The following is a 17,460-nucleotide window of genomic DNA, read 5'->3' on the forward strand; positions in this document are numbered from 1 at the left end:
TAAAAAGGGGAGTCAAGGGCTGGTACTTGTCAGTGCTGCCTCACTATGGTATAATTTTTTTGGTAATAATGAGATAAGTCCGTTGTGTAAAGAGTGGGGAAACCCACTCTTTATCTTTGGTATATAGCAAAAGACAAGTTCGTGGAGGTAATCTTCTTTTGAGCACACCCAAATCCAAAATTAAACAAACGGTAGAGCAGCTGCTCGGGTCCTATCTCGAGGACAATGGTTTCGAACTGGTGGACGTTGAATACGTGAAGGAAGGCTCCAACTGGTTTCTGCGCGTATTCGTAGACAAAGAGGGCGGCATCGATATCGATGACTGCGGTACCATCAGCGAATATATCAGCCAGAAGCTGGATGAGAATGATCCCTTCTCCGAAGCGTATTTCCTTGAAGTCTCCTCGCCGGGAGCTGAGCGTCCGCTCAAGAAAGCTGCGGATGTCGCCAAGGCAGTAGGCAAGGACGTATATGTAACGGTCTATGAGCCGATTCAAGGACTCAAAGAATTCGAAGGCCGGTTGCTCTCGTTCGAGAACGAGGAACTGCTCATCTCCGCGGGCAAAAAAGAACATGTGGTACCTTACGCCAAGGTCGCCAGTGCGAGATTGGCCATTATTTTTTAACGTCTTGAAAGGGGGACCGGAATTTCATGAGTATGGAGTTTATTGAAGCTATGAATGAACTGGAAAGGGAGAAAGGCATCAGCAAGGATGTGCTGTTCGAAGCCATCGAAGCGGCGCTGATCTCCAGCTATAAACGCAATTTCAATGCGGCGCAGAATGTGCGTGTGGATATGAACCGCAACACAGGCGTAATCAAGGTGTTTGCCCGCAAGCTTATTGTGGAGGAGGTTCTCGATGCACGGACCGAGATCTCACTCCTGGCTGCCCGGGAGATCAACCCGCATTTCCAGCTGGAGGACATCGCCGAGCAGGAAGTCACGCCGCGTGATTTCGGCCGCATTGCCGCCCAGACTGCGAAGCAGGTGGTTACCCAGCGTATCCGTGAAGCGGAACGCGGCCTGATCTATAACGCTTTTATCGACAAGGAAGATGATATTGTTACCGGCCTTGTACAGCGTCAGGATATGCGCAATATCTATGTGGATCTTGGCAAAATCGAGGCGGTTCTTCCGCTGAGCGAGCTGATGCCTGGAGAGAAGTTCAAGCAGAGCGAGCGTATCAAGGCTTATATCACCAAGGTGGAGAACACGACCAAAGGACCGCAGATCATGCTGTCCCGCAGTCATCCGGGTCTCCTGAAGCGTCTGTTCGAGCTGGAGGTGCCGGAGATTTTTGACGGGGTGGTGGAGATTCGTTCCGTTGCCCGCGAAGCCGGCTTCCGCTCCAAGATCGCCGTGTTCTCACGCAATCCTGAAGTGGACCCGGTGGGCTCCTGCGTAGGGCCGAGAGGCACGCGTGTACAGACCATCGTGACTGAGCTTCGCGGTGAGAAGATTGATATCGTCAGATATTCCGAGCTGGTGCAGGAGTACGTAGCCAATGCGCTTAGCCCGTCCAAGGTGCTTGAGGTTCAAGTCTTTGAAGCTGAGAAAATGGCCCGCGTCATTGTTCCTGACTATCAGCTGTCGCTGGCTATCGGCATCAAGGGGCAGAATGCCCGTCTTGCCGCCAAGCTGACCGGCTGGAAGATCGATATCAAGAGCGAGACACAGGCGGAGCAGGAATACGGCAGACCCAGATCGTCCAATGATGAAATGCATCAGGATTCCGTCTCCATCGATTAATGAATGCTGACTGACGGGAGGTGCTTTGTTATGAAGCAAAGAAAGGTGCCGCTGCGTAAATGCGTTGCCAGCCAGGAGATGATGCCCAAGAAAGAGCTGATTCGCGTGGTGAGAACGCCTGAAGGCGAGGTGCTGATCGACCTGACAGGCAAGAAGTCGGGCCGTGGCGCTTATATCTGCGGTAAACTGGAATACTTTAAGCTAGCACAGAAGACCAAAGCACTTGACCGGGCATTGAAATGTCAGGTCAGTCCTGAAATCTATGCCCAGCTTGCCCGGGATTTTGCATCCGTGGAGGAGCAGTTTTTGGCAGCGAAGGATAGTGAGGACAATGAGTAAGACACTTTCTTATTTAGGGCTTGCGATGAGAGCAGGCAAGATTGTCACCGGCGATGAGGCTGTGCTTAAGGCAGTGCGGTCTTCAGAGGCGAAGCTGGTCGTCCTGGCAGGTGACGCTTCAGATAATACCCAGAAGAAGTTCCGCGATAAATGCGGAACCTACGATATTCCACTAGTAATCGCATTTCACCGGGATGAACTCGGTGCAAGTATTGGTAAGGACCAGCGCGTGGTGCTGGCCGTTACGGATAAAGGATTCGCGGAAATGATCTCCAGAACGCTTGGAGATACTGTCGGAGGTGGAGTTATTGACTAAAGAAGATAATAAGGATAAGCTGCGCGTATACGAATATGCCAAGTCTTTGAACATGAGCAGTAAAGAAATTATTACCATTCTGAAGCGTTTGGATGTCCCGGTGAATAATCATATGAGTGTCATGGAGAATGGCTCCGTGAACAAAGTTGAACAATTCTTCAAGGACATCAAGTCAAACGCTGCAGCCAAGCGGGACAACGGCACCAGCAGCCGTCCGGTAGTGACTACCGGTGCGGTAACCGCCGAAGTACGCAGTGCTCAGAATACCAACAAAATTCATTCGGAAAAGCAGGTAGGTATGAACAGTAACCAAAACAACAACCAATCGACGACGTCCCCAAGGCCCCAAAGCGGACAAGATTCCCGCAGAACACAAACATCAGGCTCCGCTCAGAATTCCCGCCCGCAGGGCAGTTCAAGCAGCAGCCGTCCGCAAAGCAGTTCGACTGGCAGCCGCCCGCAAGGCAGCTCCACCGGCAGCCGCCCACAGGGCAGCTCCACTGGCGGAAGCCGTCCACAAGGCAGCTCTACTGGCGGAAGCCGTCCACAGGGCAGCTCCACTGGCAGCAGCCGTCCGCAAGGCAGCTCTACTGGCGGAAGCCGTCCACAAGGCAGCTCAACTAGCGGAAGCCGCCCACAGAGCAGCTCTACTGGCAGCCGTCCGCAAGGACAAGGCGGCGCACCACGTACAGGTGACCGTCCGCAAGGTCAAGGCAATGCAGGTGGAGGTTTCTCACGGAGCGACGGCCCTAAGAAGAATACCACTGGCGGCAGACCTGGCGGCAATAACAGCGGCCAGAAACGTTACGACGACAACAAGGGCGGCAACTATCGCGGCCGTGGCGGCAAGAACAACCGCGGCAGAAACCAGCCGACCGTATATCGTGAGAAGATTGACAACACACCTAAGAAGATCATTGTCCGTGGCAGCATGACCGTGGGTGAAACCGCGAAGCTGCTTCACAAGGATGCTTCGGAAGTGATTAAGAAGCTGATCTCGATGGGGGTTATGGCTACCATCAACCAGGAGCTTGATATCGATACGATTCTGCTGCTGGCCGGCGAATTCGGCGTAGAAGTAGAAGTGAAGATTCCGGTTGACGAAGACAGCTTCGAGACCGTGGAAGAGAACGATTCCGAAGACGATCTGATGACACGGCCGCCGGTTGTAACGATCATGGGTCACGTTGACCATGGTAAAACAACCTTGCTCGATGCCATCCGTTCCACGAATGTCTCAAGCGGTGAAGCAGGCGGGATTACGCAGCATATCGGTGCCTACCAGGCTGAGATTAATCATAAGAAAATCACATTCCTCGATACTCCGGGCCATGAAGCGTTCACCGCCATGCGTGCCCGTGGTGCCCAGGTCACAGATATGACGATTATCGTCGTAGCGGCAGATGACGGCGTAATGCCTCAGACCGTAGAAGCGATTAACCACGCCAAGGCAGCCGGACTTCCGATCATTGTTGCAGTTAACAAGATTGATAAGCCGGGCGCAGACCCTGACCGGGTGAAGCAGGAGCTTACCAACTATGAGCTGGTGCCGGAAGAGTGGGGCGGCGATACAATCTTCGTCAACCTGTCCGCTAAGCAGCGCATTAACCTGGAAGAGCTGCTGGAAATGATTCTGCTCGTTGCCGAAGTGAATGAGTACAAGGCGAACCCGGACAAACGGGCACGCGGTACTGTTATAGAAGCTGAGCTTGACAAGAACCGTGGACCGGTTGCCCGTATTCTCGTGCAGAACGGTACACTGAAGGTCGGAGACGCATTCGTAGCAGGTAACTGCTTCGGCCGCGTACGCGCCATGGTGAATGACAAGGGACGCAAAATCAAGGAAGCGGGACCTTCCACTCCAGTGGAAATTACCGGTCTGACCGAAGTGCCGCAGGCGGGCGATCCGTTCATGGCCTTCGAAGATGAGCGCAAAGCACGGGCGATCGCTGACAGACGTTCTACTACGCAGCGCCAGTCCGAGCTGAACACGAACACCCGCGTTACGCTGGATGATCTGTTCAAGCACATCAAGGACGGCGAGATCAAGGATCTCAACGTAATCATCAAGGGTGACGTACAGGGTTCGGTAGAGGCGCTGAAGGGCTCCTTGGCCAAGATCGAAGTGGAAGGCGTACGCGTGAAGATTCTTCACAGCGGTGCCGGTGCGATCACGGAATCCGATATTACCCTGGCAGCAGCCTCCAATGCTATCGTGATCGGCTTCAACGTTCGTCCGGATGCCCAGACGAAAGCTGCGGCTGAGCAGGAGAAGGTGGATGTGCGTCTGCATAACATCATCTACAACGTCATTGAAGAGATTGAAAGTGCCATGAAGGGCATGCTTGATCCTATCTTTAAAGAGAACGTTATCGGTCATGCCGAAGTGCGCAATGTATTCAAAATCAGCAAAGTGGGCAGTGTCGCAGGTTGTATGGTTACCGACGGCAAAATTACCCGCAATGCTGAAATGCGCCTGATCCGCAGCGGTATCGTTGTCTTCACAGGCAAAATCGACACCTTGAAGCGTTTCAAAGATGATGCAAAAGAAGTGGCACAGGGTTATGAATGTGGCATAACTTTGGAACGCTATAATGATCTCGCCGAAGGCGACATCATCGAAGCATTCATCATGGAAACGGTAGAGCGCTAAGCGAAGAGGTGAAATAAGATGTCTAAAATCAGAGCGGGACGGGTTGGCGAGCAGATTAAGAAAGAGCTGAGCCAGCTCATCCAGAGCGGACTGAAGGACCCGCGTGTCGGGTTCGTAACCGTAACTGGCGTAGATGTGACGAACGATCTGTCACAGGCCAAGGTATACCTGAGCGTATTCGGGGACGAGGAGCAGAAGTCAGACTCGCTTAGAGCGATTGAGAAAGCTAATGGCTTTCTCCGCTCGGAGCTTGGCAAAGCGATCCGCCTGCGCCATACGCCTGAGCTGATCTTCAAGATTGACGAATCCGTTGCTTACGGAAGTCATATTGAGAAGCTGCTCGGCGAAATCGGCAAAAACGAATAGGCTACGGAACATAAAGGAGACGGCGAATGCAGAGCTATGAACAAAGTCTCCAGCAGACGCGTAAGTTTCTGCTGGAACACGACGATTATCTTGTAGTGTCGCATGTTCAGCCGGACGGAGATGCAGTCAGCTCCACCCTCGCGGTGGGCTGGCTTCTCTCATGTCTGGGCAAAAAATATCTGATGCTGAATGAAGGCCAGATTCCGCAGCGGATGGAATACTTATGGCATGCCGATCAGATTGTCAATCTGTCTGAAGGTTCTTTGCCCCGCCAGTACGGCCATGTGATATGTGTTGACTGTGCGGATTTCCAGCGTGTAGGACTGACCCAGCAGCATTTCACCAGTAATGCCCTGATCTTGAATATAGACCATCATCCAACGAACAACGGCTACGGCGCGGTGAATCTCATCAAGCCGGATGCGGCAGCGACAGCAGAGATTCTGTTCGATCTGCTGAAGACCTTTGAACTGGAATGGGATATTGATATTGCCACAGCCATTTATACCGGGCTGTTAACGGATACCGGCGGTTTCCGTTACAGCAATACTTCTCCTAAAGTGATGGCGGCGGTATCCGAGCTGCTGGCACTGGGCGTGAATGGACCGGACCTGGCAGAGACCCTGCTGGAAGAGATGACGCTTCCCCAGGTTAAGGTGCTCAACCGCGCACTTAGCACCTTACAGCTTAGTCCTGAAGGAGATATAGCCTGGGTGTATGTTACACCTCAGGATATGCTGGACTCCGGAGCGGCCAATGAGGATCTTGAAGGGATTGTCAACTATCCCCGTAATATCCGCGGGGTAGAGGTAGGCATTCTGTTCAAGGTCATTGATGACCATGCGGTGAAGGCCAGCCTGCGTTCAGCAGGTAAGGTGGATGTGGCTGCACTCGCGCAAGCCTTCGGCGGCGGCGGACACACCCGGGCAGCGGGCGCGCGTATTAATGGAAGTCTGGAAGAAGCTGTGGCACAGGTGCTTGAGGAGGTCAAACGTCATTTATGAGTGAGCTTACAGGAGTTCTGGCTGTATATAAGCCGGCAGGGTTCACTTCACATGATGTTGTGGCCAAGGCGCGGCGCATTCTGGGCATGAAGCGGATTGGACATACCGGGACACTTGATCCTCAGGTAACTGGTGTATTGCCGCTCTGTCTGGGACGGGCTACTAGAGTAGTTGAGTATATCCAGGAGCTGCCCAAGGAATATGTTGCCACACTGCGGCTGGGAATGGCCAGCGATACAGAGGACCTGACCGGCACGATTACGGAATCTGTTGAGGAGGTTCATATCACAGAAGCCGAAGTGCTGGCTGTGCTGAACTCCTTTCAGGGCGTGATCTCACAGGTACCGCCGATGTATTCCGCAGTGAAGGTGGACGGCAAGCGTCTGTACGAGCTGGCCCGGGAAGGCAAGACCGTAGAGCGCAAGAGCCGTGAAGTGGAGATTTATGAGATTGAGATGCAGGAAATGGTCTGGAACGGCAATTATCCGGAGATCACTTTCCGGGCGTTATGCTCCAAGGGAACCTATATCCGCACCCTCTGTGTAGATATCGGACGTAAGCTTGGTCTTCCCGGTGTGATGGTGAAGCTGGAGCGGACGATGTCGGCCGGGATCTCGGCCAGTCATTGCCTGACTCTGGAGCAAATTGCGCAGCACAAGGAAGGCGGCACACTGGATGAGCATCTGATTGCTGCCGACGAGGCGATTTCACATTTGCCCAGACATACCGTTGCGGCAGAGAAGAAGAAAGCAGCCCTGCAGGGGCAGCGTCTGTCGCCCCGTTTTGTAATGCCGGAAGTGAAGCAGGCCGGAGATTTCCGTCTCTATGATCAGCAAGGGGAGTTCCTCGGTATTTATGCTTTGGAGGCTACCGGAGCTATTGCACCTGTCAAGGTCTTTGCCCAAGTCTAAACTTTAATTTATTTGCGAATGTAGGTGAGAAACAGCGTGAGAACCGTAACGTTAAGCTATCCGATGCTGCCTGAGACGGCAGCACAGTACGCGCAGCCTCAAGTAGTTGCTCTGGGACAGTTCGATGGACTGCACCTCGGGCATGCCAGTGTCATCACATCAGCTGTTGCTCTTGCCCGCGAGGCAGGTGTACCCGCTGCGGTGATGACTTTCTACCCCCATCCCAAGGATGTTATGGGCAAGGGGGATTATGAGGGATATTTGACCCCTTCTAAGGATAAGCAGGAGCTGCTTGCCGGGATGGGGGTTGAGCTTTTATATATCATTGAATTTAATGAAGAGCTCTCCCGGGTGAGTCCGGCGGATTTTGTCTCTGTAATGCTGCTTCCGCTGCAGATTATAACTGCAGTTGTTGGGTTCGACTTCCGCTTCGGCTACATGGGCGGGGGAGATGCGGACACGCTTTCGGAGCTGGGACAGGGTGCGATGAAGGTAGAGACGGTCGCCCCGTTCCTGCTTGAAGGAGAGAAGGTCAGCAGCTCGGGTATCCGCAAGAGCTTGCTGAGCGGGGAACTGGATAAGGCCAATGCCTGGTTTGGACGTTGTTATCACTTGCGCGGTATCGTCGGTCACGGGGAGAAGCGGGGCCGGACCATCGGCTTTCCGACCGCGAACCTGCAGCTCGAAGACCGCTATGTGATTCCGGCCAAGGGCGTATACGCCGTCAAGGTCTTTTACCGGGACGAGGTCTTGTACGGGGTGATGAATGTCGGCGTGAAGCCAACATTTCACGAAGGCGTGACCACTCCGAGCTTTGAGGTTCACCTGTTTGATTTTGCCTCAGATATCTATGGGCAGGAGCTTAAGGTGGAGCTGGTTTCCTATATCCGCTCAGAGCGCAAATTTGAGTCTATCCAGGCCTTAATTGCACAGATCGGCGCAGATGCTGAGACGGCCAAAGGGATGCTGGGATATCATTCCTAATCTTTCCGGACAAGCCGTTTACTTTTGCCTGTGAAGGTGCTATACTGATTAACGTTGCTGGAATGACAGCATGTGAACCTTAGCTTGGTTACTTGTTCTCACCGACGGTGACGAGGCTACTGGCGATTATAATGAAGGAGGTGAACAGGATGGCATTGACTCAAGAACGTAAACACCAATTGATCGACGAGCACAAAACTCATGAATCCGATACTGGATCCCCTGAGGTGCAAGTTGCTATCCTTACGGAGAACATCGTTAATTTGACTGACCACTTGCGTACGCACAAGAAGGATCATCATTCCCGCCGCGGACTGCTGAAGATGGTTGGACAACGTCGTAAACTGCTGGCGTATTTGAAGAACAAAGACATCAGACGTTACAGCGCCCTGATCGAAAAACTGGGATTGCGTCGTTAATTTTCCATAAGTTATGCCCAAAAGCAGCCTGGTTGTATACCGTATGTCCTTCTTACGAGCGACAGCGGGACAGCCGGGTTGCTTTTTGAAAATTTAGGGTAAACTTTTACAGTTGACAAGTGGATAGCATTCGCAAAAACGGCTATAGCACTTCTGCGGAGGACAAGCCGTTTTTGCTTGTAGAACATACAGGAACGTATTATTACCATTCAAGGAGGGGTTTTATGGAACAACGTGTGGAAATGCAGCTGGGCGGAAGACGCCTTGTGCTGGAAACAGGCCGTCTGGCCAAACAAGCGAACGCAGCCGTGATGGTGCGTTACGGAGATACTTCAGTATTGTGTACGGTTACAGCATCCAGTGAGCCTAAAGATCTGGATTTCTTCCCGCTTACAGTGAATTATGAGGAAAGATTATATGCAGTAGGCAAAATCCCTGGCGGATTCATCAAACGTGAAGGACGTCCGAGCGAGAAAGCGATTCTGTCCAGCCGTCTGACAGACCGTCCCATTCGTCCATTGTTCCCGGAAGGATTCCGCAATGACGTTCAAGTCTTGAACCTGGTAATGAGCGTGGATCAGGACTGTGCGCCTGATATTGCTGCCATGATCGGTACTTCCGCTGCGCTCAGTATTTCCGATGTGCCGTTCAACGGACCAATCGGCGGCGTGGCTGTAGGCCGGATTAACGGAGAATTCATCATCAACCCTGATCAAGCCCAGCAGGCAATCAGCGATATTTATGTGGTTGTGGCCGGTACGAAGGATGCCATCATGATGGTAGAAGCTGAAGCCAATGAAGTGACTGAAGAAGTGATGCTTGAAGCGATCATGTTCGGGCATGACGAGGTCCGCAAGATTGTGGCTGTGATTGAACAGCTCGTAGCCGTTGCCGGTAAAGAGAAGATGGCTGTGAAGCTGCATGCGGTTAATGCGGATGTGAATACAGAGGTTCGTGCTTTTGCTGAGAGCCGTCTGGTAGAAGCCGTAAGAATTGCCGAGAAGCATGCCCGTCAGGATGCTATCGATCTGGTGAACAACGAAGCGGTGGCGTATTTCGCAGAGAAATACATAGAAACCCCAGAGCTTCTTAAGGATGTTAAGGAAGCCCTGCATGATATTGTGAAGGATGAAGTCAGACGTCTGATCACGCATGACAAGGTTCGTCCGGATGGACGTAAGCTGGACGAGATCCGTCCGATCGAATGCGATACAGCGCTGCTGCCGCGCACGCACGGTTCCGGTCTGTTCACACGCGGCCAGACACAGATCCTCAGCGTATGTACACTGGGTGCACTGGGCGATGTGCAGATTCTGGATGGTATTGATCCGGCTGAAACCAAGCGCTTCATGCACCACTACAACTTCCCTCCGTTCAGCGTAGGGGAAGCCCGTCCGCTAAGAGCACCGGGACGCCGCGAGATCGGCCACGGGGCACTCGGTGAACGCGCATTGTCCAAGGTGATTCCAAGTGAGACTGAATTCCCGTACACCATCCGTCTGGTATCCGAAGCGATTGAATCCAATGGCTCCACCTCCCAGGCAAGTATCTGTGCCAGTATTCTGGCGATGATGGATGCAGGGGTACCTATCAAGGCGCCTGTAGCCGGTGTAGCGATGGGTCTGATCAAGGACGGGGAGCATGTGTCCATCCTGACCGATATTCAAGGCATGGAAGATCACCTCGGCGATATGGACTTCAAGGTAGCAGGTACAGCAGAAGGCGTAACGGCGATTCAGATGGATATCAAAATCGACGGCATCGACCGTAAAATTCTGCAGGAGGCGCTTGAGCAAGCCAGAGAAGGCCGTATGTTCATTTTGGGTAAAATGAATGAAGCGATTGCTGCTCCAAGAACGAGCCTGTCTAAATATGCTCCGAAGATCATTATCATCAATATCAATCCGGACAAGATCCGTGATGTGATCGGTGCCGGCGGTAAAATCATCAACAAGATCATTGAAGAAACCGGCGTGAAGATCGACATCGAACAGGATGGCCGCGTATTTATCGGTTCTTCTGACGAAGCTATGATCCAAAAGGCCCGTGGCATCATCGAAGGAATTGTGAAGGAAGTAGTGGTTGGTGAGATTTATGTGGGTACGGTTAGACGCATTGAGAAATTCGGCGCATTCGTTGAATTGATCCCTGGCAAAGACGGACTTGTGCATATTTCCCAGCTGTCCACTGAGCGTGTGGCCAAAGTGGAAGATGTTGTGGCGATTGGCGACACCATTACCGTCAAGGTAACGGAGATCGACCAGCAGGGCCGCGTCAACCTGTCGCGCAAAGCGGTGCTGACTTCAGAGAGCGGAGCGAAGGCGTAAGCATTACGCTGCCGCTTCACCGCTATCCTGACTATAGATAAGAAGAGACAGAAGCAGTACAGTTCTGGCTCTTTTTTTTGGACAAGTATACGCAGCAGTACCGTCCTGACTGACGGTTATACCATACCCGCTTGAAGGCGGCATTGACGAGTATGCATAATTTGCACCCTTCATACATAGGCTGGGACAAAGCGTCCCCGCACGGCTTGACCCTGGTGCGGAGACGGAACAGACCGTTTGTGCCGGGGAGGTATAACGTCATGAAGACGGACAAGGCGGCGCTAGTGCTGGCTTGCATCGCAGTAGTCATTGGAATTGGCAGCACGAATGGACCCGTGAAAGAGATGATTGCCGGGCTTAAGCCTCAGGCGGATGCAGCCGTGATGAGCTATGCACAGAATCAGGCGGAGGATGATCTGCGCGCGCAGATTACCCGCCGGGCCGAGGCGCTGAATGCGCAGCCGGTGAATGCTGTTGTGGACCGGGTATGGAAAGCCATACCAGGGTATAACGGGCTGGAGGTCGATGTGGAGGCAACCTACCGGAGCGCGCTTTTGCGGGGACCCGAAGCAGGTCTCAAGCTGTTGTACCGCCAGATTAAGCCTAAGGTATCACTGGATGATCTGGGAGCGCAGCCGATTTACCGGGGGAATCCGGCGAAGCCGATGGCCTCGCTGATGATTAATGTGGCCTGGGGGAATGAGTATATCCGTCCGATGCTGGACATTCTGGATGCGGAGAAGGTGAAGGCCACCTTTTTTCTGGACGGAAGCTGGTTAAGCCGCAACAAGGAGCTTGCAGTAGAGATGCTGAAGCGCGGGCATGAGGTGGAGAACCATGCGTATACGCATCCTAAGATGAGTATTCTAAGCCGGACACGTGCTACTGCCGAGATTGAGAAGACGCAGAAGCTGCTGAAGGAAAGCCTGGGTGTGACGAACAAGTGGTTTGCTCCGCCGTCAGGCGACTTTAACCAGCAGACGGTGGAGATCGCCGCCTCACTGGGACTGAAGACGGTGCTGTGGACGCTGGATACGGTCGATTGGCGCAATCCGTCCCCCGAATCAGTTGTTGCCAAGATCAGCAGCCGGGTAGAGCCGGGAACGTTGATCCTGATGCATCCGACGGCATCCTCCTCGCAAGCGCTGAGAGGGATGATCCGGGGGATTAGAGCCAAGGGCCTGCAGCTGGGAACCGTCAGTCAGACACTCTCCGCTGAGCGTATCATGACTGCGGAAGTTGAGTGAACGCCCTATTTCTGATAGGATAAGAGGCGCGAATAACAAATACAGACAGAACCAGGGGCTGTGCCAGGAGGATTACACATTGGACAAAATATTATTATCGAACGGACTCCGGGTGGTGACCGAGAAGATCCCGACCGGCCGGTCCGTATCTTTCGGAATCTGGGTCAAGACGGGCTCCCGCAATGAGAACCCGCTGAACAACGGGATTTCCCATTTCATCGAGCATATGCTCTTTAAGGGGACTGACCGCTATAGCGCCAAGGATATTGCTGAACAGTTCGATGCCATTGGCGGGAACGTCAATGCGTTTACCTCGAAGGAATATACATGCTTTTATGCGAAGGTGCTGGATGAGCATCTGCCGATTGCCGTGGATGTGCTGGCAGATATGTTCTTCCGCTCACGGATGGATGCCGAGGAGCTGGCCAAGGAGAAGAATGTAATCCTGGAGGAAATCGCCATGTGCGAGGACACGCCGGATGATCTTGTCCATGAGCTGATGTGTGCTGCCGCTTACGGTGAGCACCCGCTGGCCTATACGATCCTTGGGCTGAAGGAACGCCTGCTGGAGATGACGCCGGATGATCTGCGTGCTTACATGAAGGAGCAGTACACCATCGAGAATACAGTGATCAGCGTAGCCGGTAATATTAACGACGGTCTGATTCCGCTGCTGGAGCAGCATTTCGGTTCCTTCACGAATCATGGTGAAGCGCCGGTGCTGACTGAGCCTGCATATCAGGGGGAGCTGGTGTTCCACAAAAAGAAGACCGAGCAGAATCACATCTGCATCTCCTTGCCGGGCGTCCGCAGCGGCGGGCCGCTGCAATATCCGATGGCGCTCCTCAACAATGCGTTCGGCGGCGGCATGAGCTCGCGGCTGTTCCAGGAGATCCGCGAGAAGCGCGGTCTGGCCTATTCCGTCTTCTCGTACCACAGCGCCCAGGCTGACAGCGGCTTGTTCACGGTCTATGCCGGGACAGCGCCGAAGCAGACCAAGGAAGTGACCGAGCTGATCAAAGAGATGCTGCGTGATCTGGCGGTGAACGGCCTGAGCGAGGACGAACTGCGTAAAGGCAAGGAGCAGCTCAAGGGCAGCCTGATTCTCAGTCTGGAGAGCACGGGCAGCCGGATGAACCGGATGGGCAAAAATGAGCTGATGCTCGGCCGGCAGGATACGCTGGATGAAATGATAGCCAAAATCGGAGCTGTAACCATGGAGGACATCAATGCTCTGCTGGACTTTATGTTCGCACAGCCGTTGTCCCTGGCGATGGTAGGCTCCACTGATAAAGCGATAGCCAATGTTAGGAGAGATGATCTTGCCTCATTACGTACAAATTAACAAGCTTCCGGGGAATGAGGATGTGCTGCTGCCCTGCAAAATGTCCGAGCAGGCCTCGGGGTATGACCTGTATGCCGCTGTAGGAGAGCCTGTGGTGCTTGCTCCGGGCGAGCGGACGCTGATCCCCACCGGTATATCCCTGGCGATGCCAGGCGGGCTGGAGGCACAGATCCGTCCGCGCAGCGGGCTGGCCCTCAAGCATGGCATCACCTGCCTGAACACACCGGGCACCATCGATGCGGATTACCGGGGCGAAATTAAGGTGTTGCTGATCAATCTGGGACAGGAGCCATTTGCGATTGCCCGTAACGAGCGGATCGCCCAGATGGTATTCCAGGCTGTGCCTGAAGTGACTCTGGTGGAAGTGGATGAGCTGTCTGACACGGTCCGCGGAGCCGGTGGCTTCGGGCATACTGGCAAATAGTAAACAGGAATTATAAAAAAGCTTGCGGACGCGCACCTTTAGGTGCGCTTTCCGCAAGCTTTTTTGAAATATATCGTTTAGCTGGAAGATCCCCCAGTCTGTTTCTGCACAATGACCTCGTACAGCTTCTCCATCTGGGCATCCCTGCGATCAATAATATCTTTAGCAGTTGTATAGGCTTCAATATCAGGAATCACGGCTGTGGCCGGGTCTCGGGAAGGATCAGGACGGGTGAATTTTTGGAAAGAGACCTGAAAGCCGATACCCGATGCCGGAAGCTGGAATCCGATAACATTTCCGTAAGCGGACGGCTGATTTCCGCTCGCCTCACCAATGATTTGACCGAGCTTGTTGTCTTGTATGATCAGAGCGAACCAGTTCGCCGAGCTGAAGGTGCGGGGAGAAGTCAATACATAGACGGATCCATTGAAGGAATGATCGGTCAGCCGGATATTTTGGACGGGAGCAGGTTCGTTCCTACCTGTACCGTCGTCCGGAAAGTCTGGGAATTGCTGCTTAACTTGTGTGGAGAAGCGGACCTCACCTCCAAAACTCCGGTAGCTCTTGACATCCGTGTAGGCGAGAAATTCTTCAACCACCCTGGAATCCCCACCTCCATTATTTCTTAAATCAACCGCTATATTGCTGATTCCCTGTGTATAGACCTCGTCAAAGAAACGTTTAACCATTGACTTATAATCCTGTGAATACACACAGTCATTGATCTGAAAGATTCCCAGGGACTGCTCAGGCTTGATTTCAAAAGTGAACGCAGCAGAATGTGCCGGGTACGGATTGTATTCCTTCTGTCCGCTGTCTGATGACAAGGGGATGCTCTCCGAAATTTGATGTCCGGCCCTTGTTGCGTTTATCAAGACTGTACCTTCGGTGACCAGTCTTAAATGCTGCAGGAACCATTCTGACCGGAGCAGGCTGGCTGCCTGCGTTCTTACCCAGTTCTCATTCTCAGCCGGAATAAGCTGCTGCAGATCCTCTTCGAGATCCTTGACACTGCGTCCTCCAATGGCTGTAATCCGATCCCCTGGCTGAAAGGCTCCCCGTCTATCCTTCACCAGCAGACCTTCCCGGCTCCAAAATAAAGGCAAATCAAGGATATTCACCTCCGGGAGCGGGTAGAGCGTCGTGTGCCCGTCATGAAGCAGCATGACTATAGTGTCTGCAATGAAATAGAATTCACCAAGTGTCTTGGATTGCTTAATGTTGGCGTAAGCAGTGTCAATAACGGATTGCTCATCATTGGTCCAACCGTTGATCAGACGGGGGTGCATCTGGACAAGTGTCTGTACAAGCTTATCCAGGTCCTCTTTCATTTGCTCCGGACTTAGCTCTGCCATGGCAGGACTGGGGGCATGTGCAGAAATGGCTAGCTTATTCTTTTCCGGCAAAGAGTTCGCTTGTTCACTCTTTGAGCCACTAATACTGGTCCGATTCAAGTAGACTGCTGCGGTAAGGATTGCTGCAACTGCGACGACTGGTACAATGTAACGAATGAATTTATTCCGCATAGCATTCCTTTCATATCCATTTTTAGTTGATTATAGATTGAAATATCAGCAAAACTCTGTGACTAATATCTGTGCTGCGGGAATTCCTCTCCGCTCTTCACCCATCGGCGGCTTCCGGCATAAGATGCTCTATAGTCGAATGTGGTTGTGGAAAGGAGCGTCATCCCTATGCTTACTGGCATCAGGATCGTGTTCCTGGGCGGGGACGCGAGACAAATTGAAGTGATTCGGAAATGTGTGGAATTGGATGCGGCCGTAAGCGTTGCCGGATTCGATACATGGGATGCCCCATGCCCGGGGGTAAGCCTGGAACTGTTGTCGCCCGAGCTGCTAAGTGAAGCGGATGTGCTGGTGCTGCCGGCGGTCGGCTGCGATGATGAGGGTTACATTAACGCGCTGTATTCTTCGGAACGCCTCCAGCTGCGGGAGGAGCATATCGCGGCTCTGCCGTCCCGGGCATTGGTATACACCGGCATGGCTAAAAGCTATCTGCGCGGCCTGTGTGCCGGACATTCGCTGAAGCTGGTGGAGCTGCTGAACAGGGACGATGTGGCGATCTACAACTCTATCCCGACAGCGGAGGGAGCTTTGGTGATGGCCGTACAGAACACGGACTTTACCATACACGGCTCCACATCGATGGTGCTGGGGATGGGCCGGACCGGCTTCACCATGGCCAGAACCCTCCAGGGAATGGGGGCCACGGTCAAAGTAGGCGTCAGGAAGCAGGAGCACTTTGCAAGGGCGGAGGAAATGGGCTGGAAGCCTTTTATGACAGAGGATTTGCTGCTGCATGCGCCTGAGGCGGATCTGATCTTCAACACCATACCCGCTATGATTATCAACGCACAGGTCCTGTCCCGGCTTCAGCCGCACTGCGTGATCATCGATTTGGCGTCCGCACCGGGCGGATGCGACTTCCGTTATGCCGAGAAGCGCGGGATCAAGGCGATGCTGGCACCGGGCCTGCCCGGGATTGTTGCCCCCAAGAGCGCCGGAATCATTATGGCAGGTGCGCTGGTACAGTCGATATCGGACGAGACTTTAATCAGGGGGGATGAATGAATGGATTGGCACGGAAAAACAGTAGGTTATGCCATTACCGGCTCACACTGCACCTTCGCTGAGGTGATGCCGCAGATTCAGCGGTTCATGGACTCAGGAGCGAATGTGGTGCCGATTGTGTCTGCTTCGGTACTGAACACGGATACCCGCTTTGGAACCTCGGAAAATTGGTTAAAACAGTTGAAAGATATAACAGGGAATGATATCATTTCTACAATTGTTGAAGCGGAGCCGCTGGGTCCTTCCAAGCTGCTGGATGTGCTGACGATTGCTCCCTGCACAGGGAACACAACAAGCAAGCTGGCGAACGCGATGACGGACAGTCCGGTGCTGATGGCAGCCAAATCGCAGATGCGCAACGGGCGTCCGCTGGTGCTGGCGATCTCGACGAATGACGGGCTTGGGCTTAACGCTGCGAATATTGCGAAGCTCCTGGTAGCCAAACATATTTATTTCGTCCCGTTCGGACAGGATAATCCCGAGGGGAAGCCGAATTCGCTGGTGGCGCAGATGGATCTCATTCCCGAAGCCTGTTACGCCGCCCTGCAGGGTCACCAGTTACAGCCTATGTTAGTACAACGATTTCATTCTGCATAGCTTATATAATCAGTACAAGATTGCCCGGAAGAGCGAATTTTAGCTGACGGACCCATAAGCTTCATTTCTGCCGTCCTCATCCCGGGGGCGGCACGAACAATTTTACGCTATAATAAGAGTCAGGTTATCGCGGCTACGAACACTTCTGCCTCGCGGGGTGATTTATTTCACGTAGGGTTCAGTAAGT

Annotated in this window: 17 protein-coding genes; 16 read left to right on the plus strand and 1 reads right to left on the minus strand. The window is 53.1% G+C overall.

The features are described 5' to 3' along the window. The first annotated feature begins 158 nt into the window (after positions 1-158). The 14 genes from rimP to dut all read left to right on the plus strand — a co-directional run bounded on the left by rimP (position 159) and on the right by dut (position 14,085). Positions 159-626: a ribosome maturation factor RimP gene (gene rimP, locus MHH78_RS16225; protein WP_036724721.1), complete on the plus strand. Its 468-nt coding sequence runs from the start codon at positions 159-161 to the stop codon at positions 624-626. A 26-nt stretch (positions 627-652) separates the two neighbouring features. Then, the gene (nusA, locus tag MHH78_RS16230; RefSeq protein WP_036724723.1) at positions 653-1,750 is read left to right on the plus strand and encodes a transcription termination factor NusA; all 1,098 of its coding nucleotides are present in this window, start codon (positions 653-655) and stop codon (positions 1,748-1,750) included. A 30-nt stretch (positions 1,751-1,780) separates the two neighbouring features. Next, entirely contained in the window at positions 1,781-2,089 is a 309-nt protein-coding gene (gene rnpM, locus MHH78_RS16235; protein ID WP_036692616.1) for an RNase P modulator RnpM, read from the plus strand. Beyond that, the gene (locus tag MHH78_RS16240) at positions 2,082-2,405 is read left to right on the plus strand and encodes a YlxQ family RNA-binding protein (protein WP_036724725.1); all 324 of its coding nucleotides are present in this window, start codon (positions 2,082-2,084) and stop codon (positions 2,403-2,405) included. The genes rnpM and MHH78_RS16240 overlap by 8 nt, the downstream gene beginning before the upstream one ends. Beyond that, positions 2,398-5,058 (plus strand): translation initiation factor IF-2, encoded by a 2,661-nt coding sequence (gene infB, locus MHH78_RS16245; RefSeq protein WP_341170334.1) that lies wholly within the window; start codon positions 2,398-2,400, stop codon positions 5,056-5,058. The genes MHH78_RS16240 and infB overlap by 8 nt, the downstream gene beginning before the upstream one ends. A gap of 18 nt (positions 5,059-5,076) precedes the next feature. Then, the gene (rbfA, locus tag MHH78_RS16250) at positions 5,077-5,424 is read left to right on the plus strand and encodes a 30S ribosome-binding factor RbfA (RefSeq protein ID WP_036692621.1); all 348 of its coding nucleotides are present in this window, start codon (positions 5,077-5,079) and stop codon (positions 5,422-5,424) included. Positions 5,425-5,450: 26 nt separating this feature from the next. Then, positions 5,451-6,428 carry a DHH family phosphoesterase gene (locus tag MHH78_RS16255; protein ID WP_341168002.1) on the plus strand — a complete coding sequence of 326 codons (978 nt, stop codon included), beginning with the start codon at positions 5,451-5,453 and terminating at the stop codon, positions 6,426-6,428. Further along, positions 6,425-7,339: a tRNA pseudouridine(55) synthase TruB gene (gene truB / locus MHH78_RS16260; RefSeq protein WP_076078650.1), complete on the plus strand. Its 915-nt coding sequence runs from the start codon at positions 6,425-6,427 to the stop codon at positions 7,337-7,339. Before MHH78_RS16255 ends, truB begins: the two co-directional genes overlap by 4 nt. A gap of 36 nt (positions 7,340-7,375) precedes the next feature. Next, positions 7,376-8,323, plus strand: coding sequence for a bifunctional riboflavin kinase/FAD synthetase (locus tag MHH78_RS16265; RefSeq protein WP_076078651.1), 948 nt, complete (start codon positions 7,376-7,378; stop codon positions 8,321-8,323). A gap of 149 nt (positions 8,324-8,472) precedes the next feature. Further along, positions 8,473-8,742 (plus strand): 30S ribosomal protein S15, encoded by a 270-nt coding sequence (gene rpsO / locus MHH78_RS16270; protein ID WP_019910460.1) that lies wholly within the window; start codon positions 8,473-8,475, stop codon positions 8,740-8,742. Between the two features lie 224 nt (positions 8,743-8,966). After that, positions 8,967-11,069 carry a polyribonucleotide nucleotidyltransferase gene (gene pnp / locus MHH78_RS16275; protein WP_341168003.1) on the plus strand — a complete coding sequence of 701 codons (2,103 nt, stop codon included), beginning with the start codon at positions 8,967-8,969 and terminating at the stop codon, positions 11,067-11,069. A 260-nt stretch (positions 11,070-11,329) separates the two neighbouring features. Further along, positions 11,330-12,316: a polysaccharide deacetylase family protein gene (locus MHH78_RS16280; protein WP_341168004.1), complete on the plus strand. Its 987-nt coding sequence runs from the start codon at positions 11,330-11,332 to the stop codon at positions 12,314-12,316. A 79-nt stretch (positions 12,317-12,395) separates the two neighbouring features. Further along, entirely contained in the window at positions 12,396-13,661 is a 1,266-nt protein-coding gene (locus tag MHH78_RS16285) for a M16 family metallopeptidase (protein WP_341168005.1), read from the plus strand. Further along, positions 13,633-14,085, plus strand: coding sequence for a dUTP diphosphatase (gene dut / locus MHH78_RS16290; protein ID WP_076078657.1), 453 nt, complete (start codon positions 13,633-13,635; stop codon positions 14,083-14,085). Before MHH78_RS16285 ends, dut begins: the two co-directional genes overlap by 29 nt. A gap of 77 nt (positions 14,086-14,162) precedes the next feature. Here dut and MHH78_RS16295 read toward each other — a convergent pair whose 3' ends face one another. Then, positions 14,163-15,416 (minus strand): S41 family peptidase, encoded by a 1,254-nt coding sequence (locus MHH78_RS16295; RefSeq protein WP_341168006.1) that lies wholly within the window; start codon positions 15,414-15,416, stop codon positions 14,163-14,165. Positions 15,417-15,779: 363 nt separating this feature from the next. On the opposite strand from MHH78_RS16295, the gene dpsA reads away from it, so the two are divergent. Beyond that, positions 15,780-16,676 (plus strand): dipicolinate synthase subunit DpsA, encoded by an 897-nt coding sequence (dpsA, locus tag MHH78_RS16300; protein WP_076078661.1) that lies wholly within the window; start codon positions 15,780-15,782, stop codon positions 16,674-16,676. Then, positions 16,677-17,273, plus strand: a complete 597-nt coding sequence (locus MHH78_RS16305; RefSeq protein WP_036724740.1) for a dipicolinate synthase subunit B — start codon at positions 16,677-16,679, stop codon at positions 17,271-17,273. The last annotated feature ends 187 nt before the right edge of the window (positions 17,274-17,460 follow it).

The organism is Paenibacillus sp. FSL H3-0333 (genome assembly GCF_038002805.1).
Taxonomy (GTDB): Bacteria; Bacillota; Bacilli; order Paenibacillales; family Paenibacillaceae; genus Paenibacillus_AQ; species Paenibacillus_AQ silagei.